Here is an 18438-nt window from a genome sequence, read left to right as displayed (position 1 = left end):
CTCTTCTAATGGTTTAAATTGTTTGAAATTCCTACATCTTCTCGCAATTACTCCTTACCTTAAGCGTTTGTAAAATTTCAGAAAAACTATTACAGATGTTTAACCCCACCGAAGCGGACGAGAGAAAGTACCTGGACGAAATCATAGAAAAGCTTGAAGATGCCTACATCAATGTTGATGAAAATGTAAACCGGCAGCATAAAGAACTTCAGGAGCAGAAAAACTATCTCTATGAAAATAAAACCGGAATGGATGCCGCGGAAAAAGCATCTATCAAACAGTCGGTGAATATGCAGGCAATATCCGGTGAAGCAGCTGTGGCTTACAAAGAGCGGCTCAAAAAACTGATCAAAACTCCCTATTTCGGCAGAATTGATTTTAAGGAGGTGAACGAATCAAACGCCGATCCCATCTATGTGGGTATTCACTCTTTTTTTGATGAGGAAGAAAATGAAAACCTGATCCACGACTGGCGCGCACCCGTTTCAAGTATGTTTTATGATTTTGAACCGGGACAGGCCTCATTTGAAGCTCCCACCGGTACACGGGAAGGAGAGATTGAACGGAAGCGTCAGTTCCGCATCATTGACGGAGAGATGGAGATGATGCTGGAATCGGATCTCTACATTCGTGATGATGTGCTGCAGAAAGAGCTGAGCCGTTCCGCCGATGACAAGATGAAGAACATTGTTGCCACTATTCAGCGGGATCAAAATGCAATTATTCGGAATGAGACCTCTCCGGTTTTGATTATCCAGGGTGTTGCCGGTTCAGGTAAAACCTCCATTGCACTGCACCGAATTGCATTTCTGTTGTACCGGTTTAAAGATTCGCTCACATCGCGGGATATTATGATCATCTCTCCCAATAAGGTGTTTTCAAACTATATATCGAACGTACTTCCGGAGTTGGGAGAAGATACTATTCCCGAAATGGAGATGGAGGAGTTAGCGAATCGTGTGCTGGGTGACAAATATAAATTCGAAGGTTTTTTCGACCAGGTAAATAAGCTGCTGGAAGACCACGATCCCAACTTTATTAAACGTATTGAATATAAAGCAACGTCAGATTTTCTTTCGAAACTAAATAACTATGCAGCATGGCTTAAACGAAATCGTTTCCAGGCTCATGATATTAAGATCCGTTTTAAAACGATCTCTGCCCGGTATCTCCGCCAGCGCTATAATGCAAATTCTCAGCTGCCGCTAATGCGAAGACAAACCGCCATTGCAACAGATGTGATCAATAAAGCAAAGCGCGAATTTAAATACACGCTGAAAAAGGAAGAGAAAAAAGAGATTCGCAAACAGGTAAAAGCGATGATGGGCAGCGATAATCTGCGGGTCCTCTATAAAGGTTTTTATGACTGGCTGGAAAACCCTGAGATGTTCCAATACGCCAAACGATCTACGTTTGAATATTCCGATCTGTTTCCCCTCATGTATCTAAAAATACAACTTGAGGGAGTTGATTCATTTGGCAAAGTAAAACACCTTATTGTAGACGAAATGCAGGATTATACGGCTGTACAATACGCTGTTCTTTCCCGCTTATTTCCCTGCAACAAAACAATTTTGGGAGATGCGAATCAGAATGTAAATCCATACAGTTCTACCTCTTCTGAAGATATTCAAAATATATTTTCTGAATCAGATGCTGTAACACTGACCAAGAGCTATCGCTCTACATATGAGATTACAAAGTTTACGCAACAGATCTCTCCCCGGGCTGATGTAGACCCGGTTGAGCGATACGGTGAGGAGCCTGTGGTTTTAGCTTTTGATAAAACAAGAGATGAACATAAAGCCATTCTGGAAAACGTCAGGGAATTTGAAGCCTCCGATCAAAATACTCTGGGAATACTGTGTAAAACACAAAAACAGGCTAAAAAACTGCATCGTTATCTGAAGAAACACACAGAAAACATTCACCTGCTTTCACCGGGAAGCAATGTCCTGGAATCCGGAGTTTTGATTACAAGCTCCCACCTGGCAAAAGGACTCGAATTCGACCGGGTAATTGTACCGTATGTGGATCATAAAAATTATAAAACCGAAGTAGATCGGAGCATGCTTTACATCGCTTGTACACGAGCGATGCACAAGCTTATGGTAACACACACAGGTTCAGTAAGTTCGTTTATTGAATGATAAGAGTGTGAGTCATTTAATAGGCTTTTTAAAACCGAGTGAGTCATCCTGAACTCGATTCAGGATCTCCACTCATAAAAAAAGCTTGGTGATTCTGAATCAAGTTCAGTACGTGTTTAGCGCGTGAAAGACTCCTTGTTCCAGGCCATTCATTGTTTCGCCCTCCCCACCCCCCCGCGGGAAGGGGCGAAGGGTGGGGCGAAGGTCTGTGCCGAGATGGCTTTTTTCGTCTGTCAGATCGCTAAACAGGTACCAAGTTCAGAATGACACTGGGTTTGAATTTTGCAAAGTCTCTTAAAGATGAAATTACATTAAGCACATTTCACACATTTTGTAGTCCAGGGCATAAACTTAAGACGGCCAAGGGGTATAGAGTCTCCACATTTAACACAAGTTCCGTAGTTACCCTTTTCCAATTTTTCCAAAGCCCGCTGCAGTTTTTGGAGACGGCTCTTTTGCTCCCTTAATGCGGCATCATTAATCGTTTTATTGTTGATGGCGTCCATCCGGGACAGACGTCCGTAAGCAGCATCGGGTTGAATCGGTTTCGTTAACTCCTTCAACTGCTCAATTTCCTGTTCGGTGTCCTCGATTTTTTCAAGGATCACCTGCTTCATCTCTTCTTGTTCTGAAGAATCCATAAGTTTTGTTACTCTACATTAATTAACTGATCCGTTAAGATATAACGATAGTATTGATATCTAAATTTTTAAATGCTTTTTGTATTGATTCCCGATAATTGATTCACCCTAACGAAGAATATAATTTAACTACAGTAAGAAATCTCCCCTCTGAATCATCTATAAGACTCTTTATAAAACAATGAAAGTCTCATTCGATGATTTACACATACCGGAATCCAGAACTTGGAGGACAGATTCTGCTGGCTGATCAGGAGGCAGATCTTCACCCATATAATAAAAGCGATTTTTTTAAAGTGATCTGGAATCGGGGGCCAGACTTTCCATTTGAAGCTGACGGACAACGTATCTCCCTTAAAAAAGATCAGTTGATCTGCCTCACCCCGCTTCAAAACCCCGACTATTCAACCTTTGACGGCGAGTACTTTATACTGCTGTTTAACCGTGAATTTTACTGTATTCACGAAAATGATGATGAAGTATCATGCGAAGGCTTACTCTTTTGGGGATCTTCTGAACGGCCGGTAGTTCAGCTAAATGAAGGGGAGAAACCTAAATTTGAAACTCTGTTCCAGGTCTTTAAAGATGAACTGAACACCCGTGATAATATCCAGGGCGAAATGCTGAGAATGCTTTTAAAACGGCTCATCATTAAAAGTACCCGGCTGGCCCGTAAACAGTTCTTTCCTGAAAATTTAGGTAAAAAAAATACTGAGCTGATACGACAGTTCAACATCCTGGTTGAACAACATTTTAAAGAGCACCACCAGGTAAAAAACTATGCCGATATGCTGCATAAATCACCAAAAACATTATCAAATGTATTTGCAGCAGCCGGCCAAAAAACCCCTCTGGAGATGATCCATTATCGCCTGGTGATGGAAGCCAAGAAGAACCTTTTAAACACTCATAAGTTTGCGAAGGAGGTCGCCTTTGAACTGGGGTTCGAGGAACCGGCCCATTTTAGTCGTTTTTTCAAGAAAGAAACAGGAATGTCCCCCTCAGCTTATCGTAAAAAAAGTGCAAAACAGTAAATAAGGGAAGAATTGGTAAGTATACGGGAAAACCGGTCATTCGCATGCCCGCAGTATTCATGTATCATCATAGCGAATTGAAAACAGAACTAAATCATAAAACGCTATGAAAAAACTAAACTGGACGAAGGCAATTATTGCCGGAGTTTTAGGTACCATTTTGTTTGATATTGTAGGACTCATCTTTACAGGACAGTGGTGGGATATTCCCGGGCTGCTCGGACAAAAAACAGGACTTGGATTTGTCTATGGAATCTTTGGTCACTACGGAAACGGGGTACTGCTTGCTATTCTCTATAGTGCCATCGCACCGCATCTGTGGGGTCCGCATTGGGTACGCCCGTTCATCTTTGTGACGGCTGAAACGATCGCCCTGGTATGGCTCTTTATGCTGCCGTTACTTGGCGCCGGAGTTGCAGGGTTGAATCAATCCGCCATGACACCTGTGGTGACACTGCTGCGTCACTTTGCATTTGCAATTCCACTCATTTTCCTGGTTAATCAGGATTTGAAAGGGCCTGAAAAAACAATTTCTGACTAACTCAAATTCGTGATAAGGAAATTCCCCCTTTGAAGGGGGGAAAGAATCAACAAAGTTGATTCAGGGGGATGACCAAACGAACCTTATTTGAAATCACATTTGAAAATCAAAATCATGTCTTATGAAATCATCCCCCATTGCCCCCTTCAAAGGGGGACAATCCTCAACAAATGACTATCTCGAAATCGCGACAACTAAAACAAAGCATTTTTAATCCTCAAATAAAACCAAATAAACCATTATGAACTTTACAATCTATACTACAGAAAACGCACCTGAAGAATCGAAACCTTTACTAAATGCAGCCAAAGAGAACTTTGGGTTTGTTCCCAACTTACTTGGCGAATTTGCAGAGGCTCCTGCCGTGTTGGAAGGATACCTCAAACTCAACGAGATTGTTGGAAAAACCAGTTTCAGTGCAGAAGAACAGCAGTTGGCCATTTTGACCGTCAGCATTGAAAATGAATGCCACTACTGCTCAGCCATTCACTCAACCATTTTGAAAAATCAGTTAAATGTAGATCGTGAGATTGTTGATGCGGTACGAAATGGTGAATCTGTCCCCCATGAAAAGTATAACGCACTGGTAACCTTCGTTAGAGCCGTTATAAATAAACGCGGTTTCGTGGATGATTCCGAGATAGAGGCATTCATTGACGCCGGATATACAAAGCAAAATGTGTTGGAGATAAACCTGATTGCTGCACTTAAAACGATTAGCAACTACACCAATCACATCGCAGATACACCGCTCGATGAAGCTTTTGAGGCTGAGAAAATTGAGTTTTCTGCTGTGTAGATAACGATCTTCACAACTGTAACTTCCTAAGCCCGGTTCAGATCGAATCGGGCTTTTCTATTTATCTTACAGCAACAAGCTTAATCTCTACTTTCGCATCTCTTGGTATTCTTGACACCTCCACCACGCCTCTTGCCGGACGGCCTTCTAAAAAGTATTCGGCATAGATTTCGTTGAAAGCTGAATAATCATTAAGATCACTGAGATACACATCAACGGAAACAACATCATTCATTGTAAAACCGGCTTCTTCCAAAACAGCTTGCAGATTGTGGAGTGCCTGCCGGGTCTGCGATTCAAGGTCCTCACCCACCAATTCTCCGGATTCCGGTACAAGTCCAATTTGCCCAGCCGCATAAAGCGTATTCCCAACCAGAATTGCCTGGCTGTAGGGGCCAATAGCAGCCGGTGCGTTTTTTGTTTGAATGATGGTTCGGTCAGGTGGTTCTTTCACGCATGAGAGTATAGGCGAAAAGTAAGAACTGATGCAGATTAAGAAGTCTTGTTTTGTATGACATTTTAAGATGTTATTGTCATAAAGCCAGCTGCAGAATCGCTTGTGAGAACGCAGATGCTTTTTTGAGACTATTTGAAACTTTGCTGATACTTCTGCTGCCTCTCCGCGGTTTCCTATATTCCATTTTCCAGTACGTTTTGCATGGCAGCACTAAACCGGTCCAGCTCTTCCATGGTTGTATACACGCTGGGTGTGACCCGAATCCCTTCAAACTCTGGATGCATAATCGGTGTAACCAGTATATGATGCTCATCCCACAAATAATTCGACAGATCTCTGCTATCCACTCCTCTGATCTGTGCTGTAGCAATGCCGCAGGCATAGTTCGGATCGCGGCTGGTGTGAAGGATAAAATTTTCATGATCGATGAGCCGGTCCACCCACACATCGGTCAGGTATTTCATGCGGGCACCTTTTCGTTCCGGGCCGATGGTTTGATGAAAAGTCAACGCCTCGGCAATGGCGAGAAAATTGGCAATGGGATGGGTACCGATCTCTTCGAACTTACGGATGTCGTCCTCTTTCTGCTCGGGGGCCGCCATCAGAGGCCACAGATCTTTGATTTTATCTTTCTTCACATAGAGCATTCCCGATCCGATAGGTGCAAAGAGCCACTTGTGCAGGCTTGTTGCATAGTAATCGCAGTCCAGATCGGAGTGGTCAAAATCCCAGTGGGCGTAGGAATGAGCTCCATCCACAATGACCGGAATTCCCTTTTCGCGAGCCATGTTTACCACTTTTTTTACAGGCAGAATCTGTCCTGTAATATTGATGATGTGGCACATCAGTATCAGTTTTGTTTTTGGTGTGATATTCTCCTCAAACAATTGGACAATCTCGTCGTCATCTTCGGCTGGAATCGGCAGTGAAAACTGTTTCAGTTTGATCCCCTCCCGCCGCTCTCGTTGTTTAAAGGTATTGATCATTCGCGGGTAGTCGTGCGTGGTGGTCAACACTTCATCGCCTTCCTTCAGATCAAACCCAAACTGACAGATTTGTAATCCCTCGGAAGCATTTCTGGTGATCGCGATCTCTTCTGGATCTACTCCAAAATTACCGGCGAGGCGCTGCCTGACCGCCTCTTTCTGCGGTTCCAACACCTTCCACATGGTATAAACCGGAGCCTCGTTCATGTAATCCAGGTGACGTTTCATGGCTGCCTGCACCATTTCAGGAGCCGGACTCACGCCCCCGTTATTCAGGTTGATCAGACTCCGGTCAACCGTAAACGCATGTTGAACCGTGCGCCAAAAATCCTCATTTCGGGCGATCTCCTCAGGGTTGCCCGAAAACTGCTTTAAATCGTTTGCAACTGTTGCTGTCTTTTCCGGATTCAGAAACGGGACGGCTGTTAATGCCGCTGCCGTGCCGCCCATTCGTTTTAAAAATTCTTTTCTGTTGATCATACACACCCAATTATTTTGATTTCTCTCAAATAACAAAATGATGGGCAGATGTGAAAGATTTTTAAATTAGTTGATGCTTTATGCTTTTTTTAAATCCCAACTTGTTCCTTGATTGAATTACCTCCCTGCAACCCTCGCCTCGGGACTTCTGAACTGAAATTTCTCCAGCCCTGATTCTGACGTGAATGTGATTTCAAAAGGGGTAGCTTCGATTTCAGAAATCTGATCCGTCGGAAGCGCTAAAACCTCTCCGCTTGTTCGGCCTTTTATAATATCATTACCTGCATTTTCAATGGTTACACTTCCCGACTGAAAACCGGTTATTACTGTTGGAAATGGTTCCCCGGAAACCAGACCATACATTTGAAACGAGTTCGAATGTTCTGCTAATTCTTCTTCACTCATCGACCGTAGAACAGATCTTTCAGGCCGGTTTTTTACATCAAATGTTGCTACACCGGGTAACCCTTTCAAGGGCCTGACGAGAAAAAAAGTTGTGTTTTCATCCTCCGCCGTTACAACAATTACAAGGTCTCCCTCATCATTCACTTTCCATGCGCTTCTGGCTGATATTTCCCGGTCATCAAATTGAATAGTACCGCTGCCCATCTCACTCAGTTCTCCATCCCGAAGCATTGAAACGATAAAAAGCGGACCTGCAAAGTTATCAACCTGCGATGCAGAAACAACCGGCAGATCTTCAAACTTATGCATGGGCACTGGAGGTGTTGCCCGTACATTTTTCAATCCAACCGTCCACTCCTCATCCTCAACTATAAGCTTACTTTTTACCAATCCGCCTTTGTCCTTTATCTTGTCGAGCATTGTTGAGATCACAAGATCATTAATCGGGGAGAGATTATAGGGTGGTATTCGTTTCTCTTTAAATGGTGCGTAGTGAAATGGAAGTGGAGTGAAGGGCATCTCCTCAGACAGCCAAAGTTGAAACTGGTAGTTCATTTCATCCCGTGACGTCTCCTCTCCATCAGGATTAAAATCCGTCTTTTCAAAACGTACCTCTACCTCATAAATAGTGGCCGGGAATCCCTGTATCGTCTCCTGCTGACCCGTATCTTCAACATGTACCGTCAAATTATCTACACTCCAGCTCGATTCTCCTGGTTCATCTACCGCTTTCGTTAAATCTTCATCAACATATCGCTCTCCCATTTCAGGCAAAATATCCTCCCAAACCTCTATAAATTTTGTTCCTATCTCCATTTCCCAGTGCTGAATCTTACCCGTACGGGCGTTGGTCATCGGACCGGAGATCAGATTACCCGGAAGATAATCGCTGTCATCAAACTCCGGATCAACGATGGGAGTTGTTGAAATTGTTTGTCTTTCTATGATAGATGTACCGTCGGCAGATACCCGAATCGTTATCTCCATCTCCTCATTGCAATTCGGACAAAGGTATGGGAATTGATAAATCATTGGGGGCTCCACCGGTTGGGCTGAAACGGTAACTGCAGCAAGAAAAAAGACGAAGAATAGCGATTGAAGGGTGCGCATAGGATTTGGAAATTGAATTATATGGATTAAGGATTAAATCATTTGTTTGAAGCGACTTCTGAACACAAATGTGTTTCTTAATTTAGTTTTATTAACAGAAAAAATTTGATTCAACTGTCGGTGAATTCACTATTATATACGATAAGGGAACATCAATCAGTTCATAAAAGGGTAATCTTGCACTGATTTTAAATAGTGTTTCTAAGAAAACGTCAAACTCTGTGTTCCTCTTCGTAATTTAATTCCGGAAACAGCAGAGCCTGCCTTCCGTCAGGAAGGTCTGGTGGGCAAAAATCGAACAAACTCAGATGAATCGAATGCGTTCCTTTTTGGAACGCTTGGTAAGATGCGTTTGGGTGTATGCGCGTGCCCTCGACTGGCGTAAATGTTAAGCGAAAGCGTCGCTTATGTCCCTTACCCTTTGCAAAAAGAATGGCACAAGTGACATCCTTGTCTTACTGATTGTAGAGAAATTTTTGTAGCAAGAGATGATCTAACTTTATTCCAATTTAAAATTTGAAATACCGGATTTAACACTTGCGCCAGGCAGGGAGATAAACTTTATTTGCGGGCACGAGCGAGACGCTCGCGCCATCAAAAGCTTTATAAATCCCATCAGACGGTTGTTTTTTCCGTCAGATGGGTAACGTAACAGTGTGTTAACTCATCCCTTTTCTACTAATCTTTTTATCACACATCAAAGTTTATCCTTATCCACAACCTCTTCCAGCACCTCGCGGCTGATTCCCAGTTTCACTTCCATCTCTTCGAGAGTGATATTCTTGGTTTCCGGCATCAGTTTCCAAACGAAGAGAAGTTGCAGGAACATCATGAATGCAAAGAAGGAAAAGATCTGGGCTCCCGAAAATGTACTCAGAACTGTCGGGGTGATCAGTGCAATAATTGCGGCAAAAATCCAGTGTGTACTTGATCCCAGAGACATCCCGTAATCCCGTACGGCATTGGGGAAAATCTCAGAAATGAATACCCAAATCACGGCTCCCTGTCCAATGGCATGAGATGCGATAAAAGCACACAGAAATGCAACCACAATCACGCCTTCTGCACCGGTATAAAATGCCCACGCAACACCCAATAACGAGCCGATATATCCAAAAGAGCCGATGTACATCAGCAATTTTCGCCCGGCTCTGTCGATCAGGTACATTCCAATAAGAGTAAAAATCAGGTTCACAACTCCGATCGGTACAGAGGCTCCCAAAACATCACTGGCAGCAACTCCGGCTTGTTCAAAAATCCGCGGAGCGTAGTAGAGAATAAAATTCACCCCTGATAATTGGTTGAAAAAAGCGAACAAAAACGCCAGCATAATGGGAAAGTTGAACCGCCCGGAAAAGAATTTTGATGCTTCCGGATCACTCGAAACGGAACTCTTAATCTCCGTCATCATCTTCTCGATATTCGCTTTAGGATTAAGCTGCTTCAATATCTTTTTGGCGGTCGATTCATCATTTTGTTTGATAGCTAACCAGCGGGGACTCTCAGGAATACCAATCACAAAAAGTGCATAGATTGCAGCCGGAATCGCTTCAACTCCCAACATCCAGCGCCAGGCGTTTTCACCCAGGCTCGTTCCAATCCAGTAGTTAGACAGGTAGGCAATCAATATTCCGAATACAATGTTGAACTGGTATAAAGCTACAAGCTTGCCGCGATTATTTGCAGGGGTTATCTCTGAAATGTAGATCGGTGCTGCTACAGATGAGGCCCCCACACCTAATCCGCCAATAAAACGGGAGATGGAAAAAATGTACGGGTCAGGTGCTAAACCGGAACCCAACGCCGACAATAAATATAGAACCCCTATCCAAAAAAGTGTTTTTCGTCTTCCGTATTTATCACAAGGAATGCCTCCAAAGATAGCTCCGATTACGGTGCCCCAAAGCGCCATCGACATAATGAACGTCCCGTGAAAAAGATCACTCATTTGCCAGAGTTCCTGGATCGGCTGATCGGCACCGGAAATGACGATGGTATCAAATCCAAAAAGAAACCCAGCCAGCGAGGCTGCAATGGCAGACAATGCAATAGATTTTGTTTTGATCATATTTTATATCGTTCGTTAGCAATTATTTTTCATAGGGATCTCCCCTTCAGGGGAGTCCGCCTTTAGGCGGGAGGGGTGTACAACCCTTTTGTCTTACAATCATCAGACCAGTAAATTTGCTGGATTATTACAAACAGTCTGTGTACTCATCCTATGACTCTGTAAAATTATTCATTCCATAAAAAGCATAGTATAAACAATCGAGATCATAAAAAAAGCCCTTCCATAATTATGAAAAGGCTTTTCCAATATCATCCCTGTTGAGTTATTTAATGAGTGTGGTAATGGTTCCAATAATGGGAAGCGGTTTTTCCCGGTCATTTACAACATTTAGTATTCCCAACACCATACAAACAAGGCCGTAGATCCACACAATCGGATAAATGAGCAATCCGATCAGAATAACAGTTAATATACTTGCAGCCGTATTTCCAATAATCAGGAAAAGTAATAGCAGCAGTTGTTGGTTCGCATGATATTTGGCAAAAGTGTTGTCTTTTGCCTCCGTTACTAACGGCAGGAAAAACAGAATTGGGAAAATATATCCTATAATTCCAAACAGCCTTACCTGGCTTACATCAGCTTCGCCTGAAGTAGTACTTTGTTTTTCTTCAGGAAATTCATCGGGTTTATTTTTTTCTTCCATGTCAGTTTTTATATGTGATTAATAATGATCTGCTGCGGATTAAATTCCTTTCGGGTTTGGCCCATATACATTCGCGCCGGGTTCACTATCCTGAACGTAGAAGTAGATCAGCACGATTAAACCAATAATGGGAATCAATCCAATCAAAAGCCACCATCCCTCTTTTCCAATATCATGGAGTCTGCGAACCCCAACTGCAATACTTGGAAGAATAATGGCAAGACTAAACAGTGTACCGATGAACCCGAACCCCATTCCAATCATACTATCCAGAACTGCAAGAATAACAGAAATTACAAAGTTAACCAATGTAAAGGTCCAAAACTCCTGTCTCCGGGCTCGGCCGGAAAATTCCACATACTTACTCAGTGCTTCTATATACCATTTTTTAATCTCTTCAATGTCCATACTGTCCCTGTTATAATGTTTTGTTGATTAGTTATTAATTTACTTAAACCGATAATGGTTAATTCATGTTAAAATATCAACTCATTATATCTTCTAATTTAACGAAAGAAGCTGAAAAGCGTACTAACTGTTCAGGAAAATACTTTGAAAACTAAACGTTATACCTCCTTTCAGTGTTAATGAGGCAATTTCGTCTCAACTGGTTTAGATGATGACATCTTTAAATCAATGAGTCTGCAATGAATACTATTACTTTTATCAATGCGTATTTAAAACTTTTTATGATTCATGAAGATTAAATTTATCCATGGAACCGGCATTATTGAGGGCTTTGCAGAAGCAATCATTTGTTTTCGACTTCATTCGTCGTACCTCCTCATTGCGCTCAAACTGACGTCCTATTGAGCGCAGCGGAGCGAAGTCGAAATATATCCGGTATTTCAAAGCCCTCATTATTGATAATCTTTTTAGAATGAATCTTTTTTTCTATGAGATATCAATAGCAGAGGTTAAATTTAACCCCAATAAAAGTATCCGTTTTTTTTAAATCAATCCTTTTAAACCCGATATTGCATCTAAAGTTCATCCAAGCAGAATATTTGAAATGAAATTTTTTTCCAAACCAGTTACTTACCTCCTCTTTCTCACAATTTTTATTTTTTCTTCATGCTCTACCAGCGATCAGGTTCAGGAACCATCCCGGGATCTGGAGACACTTGTTAACCAACTTGAGCGTCCTCTTCCCTACCCGGTACACCCTCCGGCATCGTATCAAATGGCTGTAAATAATGGTACCCGAACCGAAACAGGCGAACCCGGCGAAAATTACTGGCAAAATTACAGTTACTATACCCTCCATGCCGAGATCGATCCCGAAACAAATATGCTTCATGGGAATTCGCAAGTTACGTTTGAAAATAACTCCCCCCAATCACATCGGGTAATTGTGGTTGAAATTGCACAAAACCTGCACAAGGCGGGTCTTCCAAAGAACGAATATGTAGAGATTACAGGCGGAGTAGATCTGACCCGAATCACTGTTGAGGGCTCTGAAATTGAGGAAACAAATATATACAGACGGTGGACCCAGGAAGAGGGGGGCTACATTTTGGATGGCACCACACTTTACATCTACCCTGAAGAGGAGTTGCAATCCGGCGAATCAATGGAATTTGGTTTTGAATGGTCTTTCGAAATTCCCGAACACGGAGCTGCAGGGGATGGCTCAGGACGCATGGGGCGCAGCAACAACAACCTGTATTATATAGCTTATTGGTATCCAAAAATTGCTGTTTATGATGATGTAATCGGCTGGTTTAATGATCCATTTTTAGGAAAGGCCGAGTTCTATCACGGGTTTGCCGATTATGATGTAACTATCACCGCACCAGAAGACTGGCTGGTGATGTCAACCGGGGAGTTTATGAATCCCGGGAGCACGCTCTCAGAGAAAATGCTCGACAGATACCGGCAGGCGGGTGAGAGTGACGAAGTGATAACGATTGCCGATTTTGAGGAACTGGACGAAGCTACAATTGACAGCGAAGATGGAAAACTTACCTGGAGATTCCAGGCCTATAATGTGAGGGATGTAGCATTCAGTGCCACATTAGAGTCAAAATGGGAAAGTGCCCGAACCGAAGCCGGAGATGTTGACGGCGACGGTGAGATGGACTATACACGAATTAACACATTTTATCGCGAACCGGCCAAATTCTGGACCGATCAAACCGAATACGCACAACACTCTATTGATTTTTTAGCGGAGTACACGGGTAAAGCCTATCCCTGGCCGCATATGACATCGGTTGAAGGTTCCGGTATTATCGGCGGCGGAATGGAGCACCCTATGATGACCCTGATTGGCGATTACAATAGCGCCGGAACCGTTCGGTTGTATGGAGTAACCGCACACGAACTGGCCCACATGTGGATTCCAATGATACTAAGTACAAATGAGAGACGATACACATGGATGGATGAAGGGTTTACTCAATTTCATGATAACCTCGCTTCTGCCGACTATTATAGTCCCGACCGGTTTGATCAACTGGATGTATTTGCCAGTTACATGCAGATTGCAGGAACTGAACTTGAGGGAGAGCTCATGCGGTGGTCTGATTATCATTACTATGCCAACAGCTATAGTGTAGCCTCCTACGATAAACCGGCATCCATTCTTTATGCTCTGAAAGGACTTCTTGGTGATGAACTCTTTATGGAAGCCCACCGGGAATTTATCGACCGTTGGGCTTTTAAGCACCCCTACCCGTGGGATATGTTCAGAACATACGAAGATGTAAGCGGTCGGGATCTCTCATGGTTCTGGCGATCCTGGTATTACGAAACCTGGGTGCTCGATCATGGCGTTACAAATGTTTCTCAAAACGACAGTGAAATCCTGATAAATATTGAAGACCACGGTAATGTGCCAATGCCCGTAACCGTTCAAGTTGAGTTTGAAGACAACACAACTCAAACAGAAAAAGTAGACGTAGAACACTGGTTAAATGGTTACAGAACAAAACAGATCCAACTTTCATCTGAAATCCCCGTTGTTAACGTGACAGTTGATCCGGATTTTAAATTCCCGGATGTAGATCGATCCAATAACCAGTGGTCAGCCGAAGATGGGTAAATTGGAAATTGGGGTATGGCGCAAGCGTCCTCGGTCGACGAAGCTTTTAGCGTAGTTGACTCGCTTGTGGCCATTTTTTCAGAGCACGAGCGAGACACTCGCGCTATTTTTTGAATGGTGTGACCAAGCTAAGCACAATTTGTCGTACAACTGAAAATTTTAGGAGAAGTTACCCCGAAATTATAAGTTTAAGTATGCTAAAGTATTAAATAACAGTAGTTTAATACATTTAACAAGTGGAAATGGTGATTTTGGGAAAATAACCGACCTTGAATAGTTGGCGGGAAAAAGGACAACGAGAGAACCGTGAGAAGAATCCTTTCATACCGGCGAGGAGCGAAATTTAAGGGCTGAAAACCTGATGGACCATTGAAAGGATTCCACGGTGAACTCGTGTCCGCCGCCAAGTATTCACAGTCTTGATTTTTCGTTCTTTTGTATCAAGACAAAAGGACATACAACATGCAATAAGTTTACACTTACAAAAATGGGATAAGTCCTCAAAATTTTAGTACCTGAAAGTATTCTTATTTTCATTTAAGTTTCAGGATTAGCCTACATACAATTCAGTACTCAACATGAAATCAATCTTTAACAAATATAAACAGAGTAATACGCTTCGATGGTTCTTCCTTGGCGTTGGTATTTTAGCGGTTGTTGTGCTGACCGGGTTAAATGTCTATTCACTGTATGCTCTTCGAGAATCTTCCATTGAATCAGCAAAAGAAAACCGAAAGTCTCAGTTGGAAGAGTTTACCCATGCTGTACGACATCGCTTTTACTCTCCGTTTCGCGGCATCAGCAAGCTGGATATGAGCGATCTTGAAGATACCTGGGAGGAGAACAAAAATTTTCCACCTCATTTCAGAGAAGTTCTGGCCAGTGCCATTGAGGACTCACTTTTCTCGAATATTTATTATACACCTGATGAGCGGATCGGTTGCTGGCACCCGGATCGGGATCTATATCGGTTTGACCGGCAAACATCATCCTTTGTGGTAGATAATGAAGTACCTAAAGAAGCATGTGACGGGATTGGAATTTCAAAAACAAGGATGAACACTGTTTCGCTTCAAGACTATCGCTGGAACACACGTGTGGAGTTTGATGCACATCGCTCCATGACTTTTGCATTGATTAACAACAGTGAACAAAAAGTTGTTGGACATATAAATTTTCTTATTGATAAAAATTACCTGTTAAACCGTGTGATGAAACCAAAACTGGCCAGCAAAATCGGATCACCTGATGAATCGGGTATTGTGGTTTGGCTGAGAGACTGGATGCAGGATGATATCTTATTAAGCAGTGACGATCAGTTTACATACAACAGGGCGAAAGTGGATATCCGTCAACGGTTCCCGGATCTTCTGGATAATTGGGTGCTATATGCAGCATTCCTTGAATCTCCCTCGGTAGCAGCCACAAAAGCATCTGTAAACAGAAATTTTGTGCTTCTTGGAATTGCCGTCATTGTACTGTTTGGAGCATTTATCTTTATGTTTATCAATGCTCAGAGAGAGCGGGAGTTTGCTCGCCGGCAGGCCGGTTTCCTGGCTAATGTAACTCACGAATTAAAAACTCCATTGGCAGTTATGCAGGCCGCCGGAGAAAATCTTTCCGACGGACGTGTAACGGACGCATCGCGATTAAAAGATTATGGTTCGCATATTTACAGCGAGGCGATCCGGCTCAGAAAAATGATCGATAAACTGCTGGATGTTGCTAAAGTTGATTCCGGACAAACAGTTGTTGAACAAGCCCCCTATCAACTGAAGAACCTCGTTCAAGAGTATTACCAGGATAACAAGGCCTATATAGAAGAGAAGGGATTTTCTTTTGAATTTAAAGCTGATAAAAAAGTCCCGCCTGTAATGATTGATCCCGATCACCTGGAAACAATTTTAAACAATCTTATTGAGAACAGTCTCAAATACAGTCATAATCAGAAAAGTATTCAAATTCATCTACGTTCCGATTCTAAATCTGTAAATCTCTCGGTGACTGATAAGGGCGAAGGAATTCCCAAAAAAGCTCAAAAAAATATTTTTGACAAATTTTACCGAGTCGAAAATTCATTAACAGCAAAAACAAAAGGGCATGGCCTGGGTCTCTCTATCGTTAAAAATCTTGTCACATTAAATGGAGGTTCAATATCTGTGCATAGTGTGCCAGATCAGGGTGCAACGTTCACCTTAACCTTTAAAGCTCTTGTAGAAATACCTGAGGAGTATGACCGGCAGGAAAGCGAGGACGAAATAAATCTACCAAAAAGTATTGAATTAGATAATTATGTCGGATAAATCGAAAAAAATCTTAATTGTAGAAGACGAGCCCAGCCTTGTTTTTACCCTGAAAGACACACTTAGCGCCGAAAATTACGAAGTAGCTGTGGTTGAAGATGGTGCTGAAGCTGTCGAAACCGTTCAGCAGTTTGAGCCGGATCTGATGATTCTGGACCTGATGCTTCCAAATGTGAGCGGTTATGATATTTGCAAGGAGATCCGTGATCTGAAGTACACATTTCCCGTCATTATGCTTACTGCCAAAGACCAGGAAATTGATAAAGTAACCGGACTTAATCTTGGCGCCGATGATTATATCACAAAACCGTTTGGAGTTAAGGAGTTACTGGCAAGAATTCGGGCAAGATTACGAAGAGCCAATGCATACTCTAAATCCGGTCCTGCGGAATTGCTAAAACTCGGAGATTTTAAGATTGATCTGAATGACGGTAAAGTGCTAAAACCGAATCAAAAAGAGGAAGAACTCTCCACGCGCGAAGTAGAAATCATTGAGTTTTTTCTTTCAAATGCCAATCGTCCCATCTCGAGAGATGATCTCCTCGAGAAAGTTTGGCGATATGAATACAGTACAAACACCCGAACGGTGGATGTACACATCTCTAAATTGCGAGCAAAAATTGAAAAGAATCCTGACGATCCCAGGTTTTTAGTTACTCTCCACGGAGTCGGGTATATGCTACGCCTCAACTAAACCGGCATTTATCTTCTCTACAAAATCCGGAAAGCCGTTGAGTTGTTTTTCCCACAATTTCTGCATTTTCTCAGATATGAGTCCCTCTTCCTCGTCGAAAGAATCATTGACTCGCTGGATAAATATCCGCTCAGGGAAAATATGGGCCTGTCGGTAAATTAACAGCTGCGAAAATTGTTCAACCGGCCGTAACGCACCAAATGCCCCGGCTGCTTCTCCAATCAGACAGATCGGTGATTTATTAAAAGCTTTAGGAAATGGCAGGTAGTCGTAAAAAAGTTTCAAAATTCCCGGAAACCCGCCGTTGTATTCGGGAATCACAAACACGAACCCATCTGCAGAGAGGAATTTTTCGTTGAACTCTTCTACGGATTGAGGTTTGTCATTGTACTTCCCTCCTGCTACATCCCGAATTGGAAAATCCTTCAGGGAAAAAATCCTTGTTGTCGCTTTTTTCGATAAAAATTGATTGGCATAACCGGCCACTTTTAGAGCATTAGAGTTGGGCCGGTCGGTTGCGGATAATATGTGTATATGACTCATAATTTTTCTTTTCCCTGAAAACAGGGCTTAAAATATTTTCATTCCAATTAAGTTCTTCGCCTGTCGAGTGTCTTTTTCGGCTGGCGAAATTTCTAAGACTATTCACGAATTCAGCAGCCGATATAGCCCGTTTCCCGCCTGGCGCAAGTGTTAAGCGAAGCGTCACTTGTGCCCCTTTCCCTTTGCAAAAAACTTGGCACAAGTGACATCCTTGGCTTACTGATTGTAGAAAGATTTTTTCCAGGAAGACATTATCTAACTTTATTCCAATTTATGCTTTGAAATACCGGATTGAACACTTGCGCCAGTTTGGGGAAATCAATTTTTCTAAATTTTTTTAAATCGTTAAAATCCATCTATGCCTAAAAAAAGCGCTTACAATATACTATAATAACTTAATTATCTATGTATTTATAAATATTTGACTAATTTTATTTGGTAATTATTTGAAAACACCCTATCATTAGATCAGTGATTGACAACAAAGAACTTCCTGATACGAAGAACTCATGTTATGGTAGACATCGAGCAATAG

15 protein-coding genes are annotated in these 18438 nt (G+C 42.4%); 7 read left to right on the top strand and 8 right to left on the bottom strand.

Features of this window, described 5'->3' with window-relative positions; translation table 11 throughout:
• Nucleotides 1-95: 95 nt before the first annotated feature.
• Nucleotides 96-2150 (top strand): 3'-5' exonuclease, encoded by a 2055-nt coding sequence (locus U5K72_16895; GenBank protein MDZ7720495.1) that lies wholly within the window; start codon nucleotides 96-98, stop codon nucleotides 2148-2150.
• Nucleotides 2151-2461: 311 nt separating this feature from the next.
• Here the strand turns inward: U5K72_16895 and U5K72_16890 are convergent, their stop codons facing one another.
• The gene (locus tag U5K72_16890) at nucleotides 2462-2791 is read right to left on the bottom strand and encodes a TraR/DksA C4-type zinc finger protein (protein MDZ7720494.1); all 330 of its coding nucleotides are present in this window, start codon (nucleotides 2789-2791) and stop codon (nucleotides 2462-2464) included.
• Between the two features lie 197 nt (nucleotides 2792-2988).
• Here U5K72_16890 and U5K72_16885 point away from each other — a divergent pair, with 197 nt between their 5' ends.
• From U5K72_16885 to U5K72_16875, 3 genes are all read left to right on the top strand, one after another.
• Nucleotides 2989-3825 carry a helix-turn-helix domain-containing protein gene (locus U5K72_16885; GenBank protein ID MDZ7720493.1) on the top strand — a complete coding sequence of 279 codons (837 nt, stop codon included), beginning with the start codon at nucleotides 2989-2991 and terminating at the stop codon, nucleotides 3823-3825.
• A 106-nt stretch (nucleotides 3826-3931) separates the two neighbouring features.
• Entirely contained in the window at nucleotides 3932-4366 is a 435-nt protein-coding gene (locus U5K72_16880; GenBank protein ID MDZ7720492.1) for a hypothetical protein, read from the top strand.
• A gap of 241 nt (nucleotides 4367-4607) precedes the next feature.
• On the top strand, nucleotides 4608-5165 hold the full coding sequence (locus U5K72_16875) for a carboxymuconolactone decarboxylase family protein (GenBank protein MDZ7720491.1): 558 nt from the start codon (nucleotides 4608-4610) through the stop codon (nucleotides 5163-5165).
• Between the two features lie 61 nt (nucleotides 5166-5226).
• Here U5K72_16875 and U5K72_16870 read toward each other — a convergent pair whose 3' ends face one another.
• The 6 genes from U5K72_16870 to U5K72_16845 form a co-directional block, all read right to left on the bottom strand.
• Complete coding sequence (locus U5K72_16870; protein MDZ7720490.1) at nucleotides 5227-5619, bottom strand: RidA family protein; 393 nt, start codon at nucleotides 5617-5619, stop codon at nucleotides 5227-5229.
• A 176-nt stretch (nucleotides 5620-5795) separates the two neighbouring features.
• Nucleotides 5796-7088, bottom strand: a complete 1293-nt coding sequence (locus U5K72_16865; GenBank protein ID MDZ7720489.1) for an aminotransferase class V-fold PLP-dependent enzyme — start codon at nucleotides 7086-7088, stop codon at nucleotides 5796-5798.
• Between the two features lie 117 nt (nucleotides 7089-7205).
• Complete coding sequence (locus U5K72_16860; protein ID MDZ7720488.1) at nucleotides 7206-8525, bottom strand: hypothetical protein; 1320 nt, start codon at nucleotides 8523-8525, stop codon at nucleotides 7206-7208.
• Nucleotides 8526-9300: 775 nt separating this feature from the next.
• Complete coding sequence (locus U5K72_16855; GenBank protein MDZ7720487.1) at nucleotides 9301-10671, bottom strand: sugar porter family MFS transporter; 1371 nt, start codon at nucleotides 10669-10671, stop codon at nucleotides 9301-9303.
• A gap of 265 nt (nucleotides 10672-10936) precedes the next feature.
• Nucleotides 10937-11317 (bottom strand): hypothetical protein, encoded by a 381-nt coding sequence (locus U5K72_16850; protein MDZ7720486.1) that lies wholly within the window; start codon nucleotides 11315-11317, stop codon nucleotides 10937-10939.
• Nucleotides 11318-11356: 39 nt separating this feature from the next.
• Nucleotides 11357-11725: a DUF805 domain-containing protein gene (locus U5K72_16845; protein MDZ7720485.1), complete on the bottom strand. Its 369-nt coding sequence runs from the start codon at nucleotides 11723-11725 to the stop codon at nucleotides 11357-11359.
• 604 nt (nucleotides 11726-12329) lie between these two features.
• Here U5K72_16845 and U5K72_16840 point away from each other — a divergent pair.
• The 3 genes from U5K72_16840 (at nucleotide 12330) to U5K72_16830 (ending at nucleotide 17360) form a co-directional block, all read left to right on the top strand.
• On the top strand, nucleotides 12330-14363 hold the full coding sequence (locus U5K72_16840) for a M1 family metallopeptidase (protein MDZ7720484.1): 2034 nt from the start codon (nucleotides 12330-12332) through the stop codon (nucleotides 14361-14363).
• Between the two features lie 578 nt (nucleotides 14364-14941).
• Nucleotides 14942-16666, top strand: coding sequence for a HAMP domain-containing sensor histidine kinase (locus U5K72_16835; protein MDZ7720483.1), 1725 nt, complete (start codon nucleotides 14942-14944; stop codon nucleotides 16664-16666).
• Nucleotides 16656-17360: a response regulator transcription factor gene (locus U5K72_16830; GenBank protein MDZ7720482.1), complete on the top strand. Its 705-nt coding sequence runs from the start codon at nucleotides 16656-16658 to the stop codon at nucleotides 17358-17360. Before U5K72_16835 ends, U5K72_16830 begins: the two co-directional genes overlap by 11 nt.
• Here U5K72_16830 and U5K72_16825 read toward each other — a convergent pair.
• The gene (locus tag U5K72_16825) at nucleotides 17346-17903 is read right to left on the bottom strand and encodes an NAD(P)H-dependent oxidoreductase (protein MDZ7720481.1); all 558 of its coding nucleotides are present in this window, start codon (nucleotides 17901-17903) and stop codon (nucleotides 17346-17348) included. The genes U5K72_16830 and U5K72_16825 overlap by 15 nt on opposite strands.
• Nucleotides 17904-18438 lie beyond the last annotated feature (535 nt).

The sequence above is a fragment of the Balneolaceae bacterium genome (assembly GCA_034521495.1).
Classification (GTDB): Bacteria; Bacteroidota; Rhodothermia; order Balneolales; family Balneolaceae; genus Rhodohalobacter.
The sequence above is the reverse complement of the archived record's forward strand: the minus strand, read 5'-3'. Positions and strand labels throughout refer to the sequence as shown.

Coding starts and splice junctions, on each gene's coding strand:
- U5K72_16825 (MDZ7720481.1), bottom strand. CDS start 17,903: ATGAGTCATATACACATATTATCCGCAACCGACCGGCCCAACTCTAAT.
- U5K72_16840 (MDZ7720484.1), top strand. CDS start 12,330: ATGAAATTTTTTTCCAAACCAGTTACTTACCTCCTCTTTCTCACAATT.
- U5K72_16835 (MDZ7720483.1), top strand. CDS start 14,942: ATGAAATCAATCTTTAACAAATATAAACAGAGTAATACGCTTCGATGG.
- U5K72_16895 (MDZ7720495.1), top strand. CDS start 96: ATGTTTAACCCCACCGAAGCGGACGAGAGAAAGTACCTGGACGAAATC.
- U5K72_16830 (MDZ7720482.1), top strand. CDS start 16,656: ATGTCGGATAAATCGAAAAAAATCTTAATTGTAGAAGACGAGCCCAGC.
- U5K72_16865 (MDZ7720489.1), bottom strand. CDS start 7,088: ATGATCAACAGAAAAGAATTTTTAAAACGAATGGGCGGCACGGCAGCG.
- U5K72_16850 (MDZ7720486.1), bottom strand. CDS start 11,317: ATGGAAGAAAAAAATAAACCCGATGAATTTCCTGAAGAAAAACAAAGT.
- U5K72_16860 (MDZ7720488.1), bottom strand. CDS start 8,525: ATGATTTATCAATTCCCATACCTTTGTCCGAATTGCAATGAGGAGATG.
- U5K72_16875 (MDZ7720491.1), top strand. CDS start 4,608: ATGAACTTTACAATCTATACTACAGAAAACGCACCTGAAGAATCGAAA.
- U5K72_16885 (MDZ7720493.1), top strand. CDS start 2,989: ATGATTTACACATACCGGAATCCAGAACTTGGAGGACAGATTCTGCTG.
- U5K72_16845 (MDZ7720485.1), bottom strand. CDS start 11,725: ATGGACATTGAAGAGATTAAAAAATGGTATATAGAAGCACTGAGTAAG.
- U5K72_16855 (MDZ7720487.1), bottom strand. CDS start 10,671: ATGATCAAAACAAAATCTATTGCATTGTCTGCCATTGCAGCCTCGCTG.
- U5K72_16880 (MDZ7720492.1), top strand. CDS start 3,932: ATGAAAAAACTAAACTGGACGAAGGCAATTATTGCCGGAGTTTTAGGT.
- U5K72_16890 (MDZ7720494.1), bottom strand. CDS start 2,791: ATGGATTCTTCAGAACAAGAAGAGATGAAGCAGGTGATCCTTGAAAAA.